This window comes from Nonomuraea sp. NPDC049709 (assembly GCF_040674815.1).
Lineage (GTDB): Bacteria > Actinomycetota > Actinomycetes > Streptosporangiales > Streptosporangiaceae > Nonomuraea.
In genome coordinates, this window is sequence record NZ_JBFANM010000162.1 from 1 (window position 1) to 11253 (window position 11253).

7 protein-coding genes and 2 pseudogenes are annotated in these 11253 nt (G+C 72.4%); 5 read left to right on the forward strand and 4 right to left on the reverse strand.

Annotation, left to right across the window (positions count from 1 at the left end; translation table 11 throughout):
* Positions 1–96: 96 nt before the first annotated feature.
* The gene (locus tag AB0J69_RS60445) at positions 97–291 is read right to left on the reverse strand and encodes a hypothetical protein (RefSeq protein ID WP_364138104.1); all 195 of its coding nucleotides are present in this window, start codon (positions 289–291) and stop codon (positions 97–99) included.
* A gap of 512 nt (positions 292–803) precedes the next feature.
* Here AB0J69_RS60445 and AB0J69_RS60450 point away from each other — a divergent pair.
* Positions 804–1505, forward strand: a pseudogene (locus AB0J69_RS60450) (histidine kinase); the annotation flags it as partial.
* On the opposite strand, the gene AB0J69_RS60455 reads toward AB0J69_RS60450, so the two are convergent.
* Positions 1428–4577: a BTAD domain-containing putative transcriptional regulator gene (locus AB0J69_RS60455; RefSeq protein ID WP_364138107.1), complete on the reverse strand. Its 3150-nt coding sequence runs from the start codon at positions 4575–4577 to the stop codon at positions 1428–1430. The pseudogene AB0J69_RS60450 and the gene AB0J69_RS60455 sit on opposite strands and share 78 nt — an antisense overlap.
* 62 nt (positions 4578–4639) lie before the next feature.
* Here AB0J69_RS60455 and AB0J69_RS60460 point away from each other — a divergent pair, with 62 nt between their 5' ends.
* Entirely contained in the window at positions 4640–5497 is an 858-nt protein-coding gene (locus AB0J69_RS60460; RefSeq protein ID WP_364138110.1) for an NAD(P)-binding domain-containing protein, read from the forward strand.
* On the opposite strand, the gene AB0J69_RS60465 is transcribed toward AB0J69_RS60460, so the two are convergent.
* A complete protein-coding gene (locus AB0J69_RS60465) occupies positions 5494–6864 on the reverse strand; it encodes a cystathionine beta-synthase (protein ID WP_364138112.1) in 1371 nt (456 codons plus the stop codon). The genes AB0J69_RS60460 and AB0J69_RS60465 overlap by 4 nt on opposite strands.
* 128 nt (positions 6865–6992) lie before the next feature.
* Here AB0J69_RS60465 and AB0J69_RS60470 point away from each other — a divergent pair, with 128 nt between their 5' ends.
* The 3 genes from AB0J69_RS60470 (at position 6993) to AB0J69_RS60480 (ending at position 10714) form a co-directional block, all read left to right on the forward strand.
* Positions 6993–7976, forward strand: a complete 984-nt coding sequence (locus AB0J69_RS60470; protein WP_364138115.1) for an SGNH/GDSL hydrolase family protein — start codon at positions 6993–6995, stop codon at positions 7974–7976.
* Between the two features lie 104 nt (positions 7977–8080).
* Positions 8081–9424 (forward strand): PQQ-binding-like beta-propeller repeat protein, encoded by a 1344-nt coding sequence (locus tag AB0J69_RS60475; RefSeq protein ID WP_364138118.1) that lies wholly within the window; start codon positions 8081–8083, stop codon positions 9422–9424.
* A 72-nt stretch (positions 9425–9496) separates the two neighbouring features.
* Positions 9497–10714 (forward strand): acetyl-CoA C-acetyltransferase, encoded by a 1218-nt coding sequence (locus AB0J69_RS60480; RefSeq protein WP_364138121.1) that lies wholly within the window; start codon positions 9497–9499, stop codon positions 10712–10714.
* A gap of 81 nt (positions 10715–10795) precedes the next feature.
* Here the strand turns inward: AB0J69_RS60480 and AB0J69_RS60485 are convergent.
* Positions 10796–11179 (reverse strand): annotated as a pseudogene (locus AB0J69_RS60485) (PPOX class F420-dependent oxidoreductase); the annotation flags it as partial.
* Positions 11180–11253 lie beyond the last annotated feature (74 nt).

The following is an 11253-nucleotide window of genomic DNA, read 5'->3' on the forward strand; positions in this document are numbered from 1 at the left end:
ATCCGGTCCCCACCGGATCGCGGGCCGCTCACGGGGGCGCCGTCCCCAACGGCTCCCCGTTCGGGCTCGCGCACCATGCCCGCGCGAGCCGGGTCGTCAGGCCGCCTTGGGCTCGGGCCGGTCCTCGCCTGACCGGGGCGAGAGCCGTACGACGTCCGCCTTGATGAACCGTCCGCGACCGCCCTCCGCGCGCTCCCCGTTGATGCGGGAGAGCAGCACGGGGTCGGCGAGCGCGAGCAGCACCCCGACGACCAGTCCGACACCCAGCAGCACGAACCCGATGGCAACCATTTCCCTGTCCCCTTCCGACATATCCAGCATCGGCGAAGCCCCCCGCCCGCCGCCTCCGCTGAAGGGCTGGTCTCCGGTGGGCCCCCTCGGCCGAACGGTTGATACGACTTGTCCGACTTCCGGCCTAGGCTCGGGGCGTGGGGGACTCGAAACGCGTCGTGTACTGGCTCCGCCGGCTCAGCGAGATCGCGGTACTCGGCTGGCTGGGCACGATGCTGCTGATCGACCTTGTGATCGCCTACGACGTCGGGACCTTCCAGTGGCTGGTGCCCGTCTGCGGCGCGGCCGGCATGACGGCCGTGGTGCTGCGGCGCCGCTACCGGCTGGAGGGCTTCGTCGTCATGCTGGCCCTGTCGTTCGGCACGTCGCTGGCGATCGGGGGCACCGGGCTCGACGGCGTGCCCGGCATGACGGAGACGGGCTCGCTGCTCATCCTGCTCATCGGGGTGCTGCGGCACGTCGAGCCGGTACGCCGGGCGGCGGTGCTGGCGTGCGTGGCGCTGATCGTGCTGATGTCGGAGGCGAGCGGGCGCGACTACCAGAACGCGGGGCTGGTGTTCTCGTTCATCCTGTTCGCCGGCTGGTCGACGGCCGCCGGAGTCGGCGGCTACCTGCGCTTCCAGCAGGAGCGCCGCACGGAGGCGGTCCACTCGGTACGCCGGGCCGAACGCCTGGAGCTGGCCCGCGAGCTCCACGACCTGGTCGCCCACCACATCACGGGCATCGTGGTCCAGGCCCAGGCCGCGCGGACGGTCGCGGAGACCCGTCCGGAGGCGGTGGCGCCCGCGCTGGACGCGATCGCGACGGCGGGGTCGGAGGCGCTGACCTCCATGCGGCGCATGGTCACGGTGCTGCGCGCCGCGGACGACGCGAATCGCAAGCCGGGCATCACGCTGGCCGACCTGCGGATGCTGACCGACCGCTTCTCGTCGGACGGGCCCAAGGTGGCGTTCGAGATCGGGCCGGGGCTGGACGACCGTACGCTGCCGCCGGAGGTTATGACGACCCTGCACCGGGTGCTCCAGGAGGCCCTGACGAACGTGCGCAAGCACGCCACCCGCACCGCCTGGGTGGAGGCGGACCTGCGACGCCACGAGCGGTTCGTGGTGCTGCGCGTCCGCAACTTCGGGTCCGGGTCAGACCCGCGGGTGTCCCGCCTCGGCGGCGGGTTCGGGCTGGTCGGGATGGCTGAGCGGGTGGAGGCGCTGGGCGGCAGGCTCTACGCGGGCCCGTCCCCCGAGGGCGCCTGGGAAGTGGTCGCCGAATTCCCGCTCCCCTGAGCCGAGCTCCCGTACGACAGGGGCCCGTTCCTCTGACACCAGGGCTCGTTCCCCTGACGCCAGGGCCCGTTCCCCCGAGGCCAGCGCCCGCCCGAGCGCCTCGTCGCCGAGCGCGGCGCGCAGCCGCCCGAGGATCCGGTCGGCGTCCAGCCGCTCACCCGCCGGCAGCGGCGCCCCCACCGACCGCCTGATGGCCGCCGCCGCCCCGAGCAACCCCGCCGCCTCCTCCGCGTCGGAGAGCGACAGGGCCCCGGCCAGCCCCTCCAGGGCCAGCGCGACCGCCCGCGGGTCCCCGGTGGCCCGCGCGGCCACGTAACCCTCGCGATGCCGGTCGAGCGCCGCCTCCGCGTCGCCCCGCTGCTCGGCCGCGAACCCCAGCTCGGCCATGATGAACGCGATCCCGGGCGTCCCCCGCACCTGCCGCAGCCAGTCCAGCACGGGCAGCAGGTACGCCTCCGCCTCCGCGTACCGCCCCCTCCGCCGCGCGCTCATGGCCAGCCCCAGCACGGCGTTCTCCTCCGCCGACTTGTACGACTGCTCCACCGCCAGCACCCGGGCCCGCTCGTGGTAGTCGTCGGCCCCCGCGTAGTCCCCCGCCAGCAACGCGATCCGCCCCAGCCCGGCCAGCTTGAACGACACCTCGAACCCCAGCTCCTCCGCCAGCCGCAGCCCTTCTTCCCGCAGCCGGGCCACCCGCGAATAGTCCCCCCGGATCTCGGCCGCCCGGTCGAGCACGTCCATGGCCTCGATCTGTCCCCACGCGTCACCCAGCTCCCTGAACAGCGCCAGCCCCCGCTCCCCGTCGCGCTCCATAGCCGCCAGGTCGCCGCGCCCGACGGCGAGCTTGGCCCGCAGGCACAGGGCCGCCGCGACCCCCCACCGGTCCCCCAGCGCCTCGTACGCCGCCAGCGCCCGGTTCGCCGCCGCCTCGTGCGCCCGCCGGTCCCCGTACGCCCAGCGCACGTGGCTCAGCAGCCAGTCGGCCAGCGCAGCACCGGCGCGGTCGAGCTCCCCCCGCCGCACGGGCGAGGCCGCCTCCCCGATCAGCAGCTCGACCCCGGCCAGCCAGACCGACGCCCGCGCGGCGACCGCCCCAGAAGGGAAGCCGGCGGCCCCGCCCAACGCCGCCGACAGGGCCCGCCGTGCCTCCCGCAGCCGCCCGCGCAGAATCCAGTACCAGGCCAGCGCGTTGACCAGCCGCAACGCCTCCGTGCCGGCCAGCGCGAGACGCAGGTTGGCGCTCTCCGCGTCGAGCCGCGAGAGCCACTCCCGCTGGCCCGCCCCCCGCAGGTCCGCCCGCTCGGCCAGCGCGGTGTAGTAGCGAGCATGGCGTTCCCGGATCAGGTCGTGCTCCCCCGCCTCCCGCAACCGCTCCACGCAGTACGCCCCCACGGACTCCAGCAGCCGGAACCGAGGGCCCGCCACGCGCACCACCAGCGACCGATCCACCAGCCGGGCCAGCGTGTCCAGCACGTCCACGCCGGGCTCGGCACAGATCACCTCGGCGGCCTCCAGCGTGCACCCGTCGGCGGGCACGGCCAGCCGCCGCAGCACCACCCGTTCGGCGCCGGTCAGCAGCTCCCAGCTCCAGTCGATCATCGCCCGGAGCGTGCGCTGCCTGGCCGGGGCGTCCCGCATCCCGGCGTTGAGCAGCCGGAACCGGTCGTCCAGCCGGTCCGCCAGCTCCTGCACGCCGAGCGCCCGCACGCGCGTGGCGGCCAGCTCCAGGGCCAGCGGGATGCCGTCCAGCCGCCGGCAGATGGTGGCCACCGCCGGGCTCGCCTCGACGTTCGCCCGGGCCGTGAACAGCCGTACGGCCTCGGCCTCGGGCAGCGGCGGCACCACGCGTACGTGCTCGCCCGTCACCCCCAGCGGCTCCTGGCTGGTGGCCAGCACGCGCAGCCCCGGAGCGGCCCGCAGCAGGCCCGACACCAGCTCGGCCGCCGCGCCCACCAGGTGCTCGCAGTTGTCGAGCACCAGCAGCACCCGCCTGCCCGCCAGCACCCCGGCCAGCCTGGACGGCAGCGGCGCGACGGCGTCGTCGCGCACCCCTAGCACGGCGGCCACCGCCTCGGCCGGATCGACCGCCCCGGCCAGCTCGACCAGCCAGACCCCGTCCGGCTCGGCGGCGTCGCGCGCGACGGATAGGGCGAGCCGCGTCTTGCCGACGCCGCCCGGCCCCGTCAGCGTCACCAGCCGGGACGTGGCCAGCAGCTCCTGGACCTCGGCCAGCTCCGCCTCCCGCCCGACCAGCTCGGTGAGAGGCGCGGGCAGATTCGTGCGGGGCGGGGCCGACAGGCCCGGGTCCTGCCGCAGGATCGCCTGGTGGAGCGCCACCAGCTCGGGCGACGGGTCCACCCCCAGCTCCTCCCGCAGCCGCTCCCGCAACTCCCCGTACGCGGCCAGCGCCTCGCCCTGCCGCCCGCCCCGGTACAGCGCCCTCATGTGGGCGGCCACGAGCCGCTCGCGCAGCGGGTGCCGGGCCACCAGGGCGCCGAGCTCCACGGGTTCGCCCAGCTCCAGGCGTACCTCGGCCTGTTCCTCCAGGGCCACGAGGCGCGTCTCCTCCAGGCGGGCGGCCTCGGCGCGGACGAAGTCCGCGTCGGCGAAGTCGGCGTAGGCCGGCCCCCGCCACAGCGCGAGGGCCTCCTCCAGCTCGGCCGCCCGCGTGGCGGGGTCCTCCGAGCGCCGCTCCACGAGCGCGCGGAAGCGGTCGGCGTCGCAGGAGTGGTCCGCCAGCCGGTATCCCGCCGGGCCGAGCACGACCGAGGCCGGGTCGCCGAGCGAGCGGCGGAGCTGGGAGACGCGGGCCTGGAGGGTGCCCAGCGGGTTGCGGGTGGGCCGCGCACCCCACAGGTCGTCGATCAGCCGGTCGGCCGAGACCGGCCCGCCCCCGTGCGCGAGCAGGTCGGCCAGCAGCGCCCGCACCTTGGCCTCGGCCACGGTAAGGGGCGAGCCGTCGTCCGACCGGACCCGCAACGGCCCGAGCACCCCGAAACGCACCACGTCATACCCAACCCGTGGCGGACCCGAAGTGTTTCCGTAGCGGCCTGCCCGATGGTGGGGGCATGAGCGAAGTGACAGTTGTGGGGCTCGGCCCGATGGGGTCGAAGATGGCCGAGACGTTCCTGGCCGCGGGCCACGAGGTGGCGGTCTGGAACCGTACGGCGAGCAAGGCCGACCCGCTGGTGGCCAAGGGCGCCAGGCGGGCGGCGACGGCTGCGGACGGCGAGCTGCTGGTCTTCAGCCAGATCAGCTACCAGGCGATGTACGACAGCCTCGGCGACGCCGGGCTGGACGGGAAGGTGGTGGTCAACCTCAGCTCGGGCACCCCGAACGAGCTGCGCGAGGCGGCCCGCCGGGTGGCGGAGCGCGGGGGCATCCTGATCACGGCGGGCATCATGGTGCCGCCTCCGGGGATCGGGGAGCCGGGGGCGTACACGTTCTACAGCGGCCCGAAGGAGGCCCTCGACCGGCACAAGGCGACGCTGGAGGCGCTCAGCGAGGTCACCTACGTGGGGGCCGACGAGGGGCTGGCGATGCTGTACTACCAGGCGCAGCTGCTGATCTTCTGGTCCAGCCTGACCAGCTACATGCACGCGATGGCGCTGCTGCGCACGGCCGGGGTGGAGCCGAAGGAGTTCCTGCCGTTCGCGCAGGAGTCGTTCACCTCGCTGGGCGGCGACGGGACGATGGGCTTCGTCAGGCACCTGGCCGAGGAGTTCGAGGCGGGGGTCTATCCGGGCGAGCTGAACTCCCTGCACATGCAGGCCGTCGGCCTCGCCCACGCCGTGGAGGCGCTGGAGGAGGCCGGGGTGGAGACCACGGTGCCGAAGGCGCTGCAGCGGCTGTTCGAGCGCGCCGACGCCGAGGGCCGCGGCGGCGAGGGCCTCGGCACCGTGATCGAGTCGATCAGAAAGCCCTAGTGGTTGGCCAGGAAGGCGAGCAGGTCCTGCCGGGTGATCAGCCCGGAGGGCTTGCCGTCTTCCAGCACAACCGCCGCATCGGCCTTCTCCAGCGCTTCCACCGCACGCGCCACAGGTTCACCACTGCCGATCGTGGGTAGCGGCGCCGACATGTGATCGGCGATCGGGTCGTCGGAGGAGAGCCTGCCGTGGTAGAGGGCTTCGAGGAGATCGCGCTCGACGATGGAGCCGACCACCTCGGCCGCCATGACCGGCGGCTCCTCCTTCATCACCGGGAGCTGGGACACCGAGTATTCGCGCATGATCGCGATGGCCGTGCTGACCGACTCGTGGGGGTGCGCGTGCACGAACTCCGGCAGCCCCGGCCTCTTGCGCGCCAGCACGTCACCGACCAGCCCCTCGTCGGAGGAGGTGGTCAGGAACCCGTAGTCGGCCATCCAGTCGTCGTTGAAGATCTTCGACAGGTAGCCACGGCCGCCGTCCGGCAGCAGCACGACCACCACGTCGTCGGGCGCCGCCGTGGCCGCCACCCGCAGCGCCGCGACCACGGCCATGCCGCAGGAGCCGCCGACCAGCAGCCCCTCCTCGCGGGCGAGCCGGCGGGTCATGTTGAAGGACTCCTTGTCGGACACCGCGATGATCTCGTCGCAGATCTGCGTGTCGTACGTGACCGGCCAGATGTCCTCGCCCACGCCCTCCACCAGGTAGGGGCGCCCGGACCCGCCGGAGTAGACCGAGCCCTCGGGGTCGGCCCCGATGATCTTCACCCGCCCGCCGGAGACCTCCTTCAGGTAGCGCCCGGCGCCGCTGATCGTGCCCCCGGTGCCGATGCCCGCGACGAAGTGCGTCACCCTGCCGTCGGTGTGCTCCCACACCTCCGGGCCGGTCGAGTGGTAGTGGGAGTCGGGGTTGTTGGGGTTGGAGTATTGGTCGGGCTTCCAGGCGTTGGGCACCTCGCGCGCCAGCCGGTCGGAGACCGAGTAGTAGGAGTCGGGGTGGTCGGGCGAGACGGCGGTCGGGCAGACGACGACCTCGGCGCCGTACGCCCGCAGCACCGCGATCTTGTCCTGGGCCACCTTGTCCGGCACCACGAACAGGCACCGGTATCCCTTCTGCTGGGCCACGATGGCCAGCCCCACACCGGTGTTGCCGGAGGTCGGCTCCACGATCACGCCACCGGGACGCAGCGCGCCCGACTTCTCGGCGGCCTCGATCATGCGGACCGCGATGCGGTCCTTGACCGAGCCTCCCGGGTTGAAGTACTCGACCTTGGCGAGCACCTGGGCGGGGACTCCCGCATTGACTTTGTGCAGCCGGACCAGCGGAGTGTTCCCCATCAGGTCGACCAGGGAATCGTAAACGCGCACCGAGGTGTTCACCTTCTTTGCCAAAGCTTGATCAGCTTGCCAATGGCCGAGATCCAGTGGGGGTGGCAGGCCCTCGGCTAGTTTTCAAGCAAACGCTACCGCCGAGTTCGACTAGGGAGGGCACCTACGTGGTCTGGGCAGCTGGCATGGCGCGGGCGGCACGGAAGATAGCTACGGCAGCGGCGCTCGGTGGTGGCGGGCTGACTGCCCTGGGAGCCACGGCGTACGGACTGCTGATCGCGGAAGGGTTGCTCGCGCGCAAGGTCATCGGACGCCCGCACGGCTTGGACGGGCCGCCCTCCGACGGCGTGTACGGCGACTTCCCCGGCGAGCCGCTCAAGATGGCCATGCTCGGCGACTCCACCTCCGTCGGCCTGGGCATGACCGATCCGGCCCACACGCCCGGCGTGCTGCTCGCCAACGGCCTGGCCGCCGTCGCGGAGCGCAAGGTGCGGCTGCTGGTCGCGGGCAAGTCCGGCGCCCCCTCCGCCGACCTGGCGCAGCAGGTGGACGTGGCGCTGGCCATGGAGCCCGACCTGGCGGTCATCTTCGTCGGGGCGAACGACATCATCACCCAGACGCCGCCCGCGATCGCCGTGCGGCATCTGGCCAAGGCCGTGCGCCGGCTGCGCGACGCGGGGGTCGAGGTGGTCGTGGGCACCTGTCCCGATCTGGGCACCGTGCGGCCCATCGCGCAGCCGCTGCGCTGGGTGACGCGGCGATGGAGCCGCCAGCTCGCCGCGGCGCAGACGGTTGCGGTGGTGGACGCGGGCGGCCGTACGGTGGCGTTCGCCGACGTCCTGGGCCCAGAGTTCGCTACAAATCCGACAGAAATGTTCGGACCGGATCGTTTCCATCCATCTGACCGAGGTTACGCGCAGGCCGCTTACGCGGTGCTACCTTCGGTGTGCGCTGCGTTGGGGCTGTGGCCTGAGCCGCGTCCCGCACGCGGCGAAGCACTGCAACCGATCTACCTCGCGGCGGCTACGGCCGCGGAGGAGTCCGGCACCGAGGTCACCGCGACCCGGGTCGACGGACGGGCGACGGGCCTGCACGGGAAGTGGGCGACGTTGTTCCGCCGGAGGCTCGGCGAGCCCGTCAACGACGCCTGACGGTCATTCCGATGACCCCCGACGGCTCGGCGAGACCGCGCCCCCAGCCGGTTACCCTCCGGGTCGAAGCCGTCACTCCTCGTCCCCTTTGGAGTGAATTGCCCGTGCTCCGGCCCCTCTGGAAACCGTCCATCGCTCTCGCCGGAACCCTCGCCGCCACCGCCTGCTCCGGCAGCGATGCGGCCACCTCGAACTTCCCGACCTGGCACAACACCCAAGTCAACGCCGTCAGCCGGATGGCGGTGGCCGGCGGGGTCGTCGCCACCACCTCCTTGAAGCCCGACGGCACGCTCGAGACCGTCGCCGTCAACCTGCGCGACGGCAAGCGGCTGTGGGCCTACCCGGCCACGATGGCCGGCCGCCTGCCCGGCATGGGTGTCTCCGCCCCCGCCATCGTGCAGGCGACCGGGGGGCAGAGCGTGGTCGCCGCGCTCGACCCGGGCAGGAAGGGCTCCTGGAACGCCTCCCTCGTCGTCCGCGACGCCCACTCCGGGGTGCAGAAGTGGACGAGGCCGGTGCACTCGACGTTCGGCCCGCAGCGCTGCGGGCCGTACGTGTGCCTGTCCGAGCACACCGCGCTGGCCAAGGCGCGCATGGTGGTGCTCGATCCGGCGACCGGGAAGCAGCTGTGGAAGCTGCCCGGGATCTCCGAGGTGGAGTGGGCCGACCAGAACCGGGTCCTGCTGCTCAGGCTGGCCGCCAACCCCATGGTGGAGTCGTACGAGCTCAAGACCGGCAAGCTCCAGTGGCAGCAGCCGATCGAGCAGGCGCTCGGGCCGGGCATCGACATGTCGGGCGGGTGGGCGTTCGGCTCGTCGGGCGACGACCTGGTCGGCTACGTCGCCCCCTACACGAACCCGCGGACCAAGAAGGTCTCCACGTTCGGGCTGTTCTCCGTGAAGATCGCCGACGGGACGATCAACTGGATGCGGCCCTCGGTCGTACGCGTCTATCCGAGCGGCAACCCCGGCTACGCCCCGGTCGTACGCCCGGTCGACCGCCATGGCTCCTACGGCGGCTTCGCCCGGCTCGACTCGGGCACCGGACGCGTGGTCGGCCAGATCACCGCCGCCGAGGTGCCGGGCTCCGGCTGGTGGCTGGCCTTCCCCGACCGGATGGACAAGCTGGGCTTCCTCAAGCACAACGCCAAGGGCACGGCGTTCGACCTCGTCTCCGGCCAGGCCGTGCCGGTGGAGGAGGAGCGCGGCTGGTCCTTCTGCGTCACCGACCCCAAGCCGCTGCCGCTGCGCGGGCAGGCGCCGGGCTTCTACTCCACGGCCGCCATCTGCGAATACGACCTCGGCACCGGCAAGCGGGTCTCCCCGGCCATGGCCCCGCCGCCCTGGTTCACCGGCAGCCAGGACGGCTGGCGGCTGTGGCGGGACGAGAAGGGCGCCATCCACGCCGTGAACGACCACACGACGACGGCGCCAGGTATGTACGGATAGGGCAGGGGTCGGCGGGCCTTGCGCGAAGAACTGGAATATAGTTCTACTATTAGCGCCGACAAAGGAGGGGCCATGCCCGAGGCAGTCATCGTCGCAACCGCGCGTTCCCCGATCGGACGAGCCTTCAAGGGCTCGCTCAAGGACATCAGGCCCGACGACCTGACCGTGCAGATGATCCAGGCGGCGCTGGCCAAGGTGCCCCAGCTCGACCCGTCCTCGATCGAGGACATCATGCTCGGCTGCGGGCTTCCCGGCGGCGAGCAGGGCTTCAACATGGCCCGGGTGGTGGCGGTGATGCTGGGGCTCGACGACGTGCCGGGCACCACGGTGACCCGCTACTGCTCCTCGTCGCTGCAGACCACCAGGATGGCCTTCCACGCGATCAAGGCGGGCGAGGGCGACGTGTTCGTCTCGGCCGGCGTGGAGACCGTCTCCCGCTTCACCAAGGGCAACTCCGACTCGCTGCCCGACACCCACAACCCGATCTTCCTCGACGCGCTGGGCCGGACGAAGTCGTTCGCCGAGGGCGGGCGCACCTGGCACGACCCGCGCCAGGACGGCGAGATCCCCGACGTCTACGTGGCCATGGGCCAGACGGCCGAGAACGTCGCCCAGATCAAGGGGGTCTCCCGCCAGGAGCAGGACGAGTTCGGCGTCCGGTCGCAGAACCTGGCCGAGAAGGCGCTGGCCGACGGGTTCTGGCAGAAGGACATCACGCCCGTGACCCTGCCGGACGGCACCGTGGTCAGCAAGGACGACGGGCCGCGGGCGGGGACGACGTACGAGAAGGTCTCCTCGCTGGCCCCCGTCTTCCGCCCCGACGGGACCGTCACGGCCGGCAACTGCTGCCCGCTGAACGACGGCGCCGCGGCGGTCGTCGTGATGAGCGACGTCAAGGCGGCCGAGCTGGGCATCACGCCGCTGGCCAGGATCGTGTCCACCGGCGTCTCCGGCCTGTCGCCGGAGATCATGGGGCTCGGGCCGGTGGAGGCGTCGAAGCAGGCGCTGTCCAGGGCCGGGATGGCGATCGACGACATCGACCTGGTGGAGATCAACGAGGCGTTCGCGGCCCAGGTGATCCCCTCCTACCGCGAGCTCGGGATCGACCTCGACCGGCTCAACGTCAACGGCGGGGCGATCGCCGTCGGGCACCCGTTCGGGATGACGGGGGCCCGGATCACCTCGACGCTGATCAACAGCCTGCAGCACCACGACAAGAACATCGGGCTGGAGACGATGTGCGTGGGCGGCGGGCAGGGCATGGCGATGGTCATCGAGCGGCTGAGCTGACCGTACGCCCCTAGCCGGCCGTATGCCTTGAGCTGACCGTACGCACGGTGGTCGGGCGCCCGCCCAACCGGGCGCCCGGCCTCAGCCGTGGTGCTCCGGCCCCACTCGCGTCGGGGTGACCCGCACGATCACGCGCCGGTCGCGGACCATGGCGGCGCGGTAGTCCTCCCAGTCGGGGTGTTCGCCCGAGATGTCGCGGTAGTAGGTGACCAGGTGCTCCATGGCCTCCGGCAGGGAGACGACCTCCGCCGTGCCGTCCACCTGGATCCACTCGCCGAAGAACCGGTCGGTGAAGACGCACAGCGACACCTGCGGATCGCGGCGCAGGTTACGGACCTTGATCGCCGTTTCCCTGGTGCTGATGACCACGTGGCCGTCCTGGACTCCTACCGTGACCGGGGACATCTGCGGGCGCCCATCCGGATGCCTGGTCAGCAGGACCGCGTGGTGGTTGCTGCGGAGAAAGCCTGATCGACTTCTTCACCGGCGACGCGCGCATGCTGCGCGACCGGATCGGCGGCGCGCTGACCTCCTGGCGG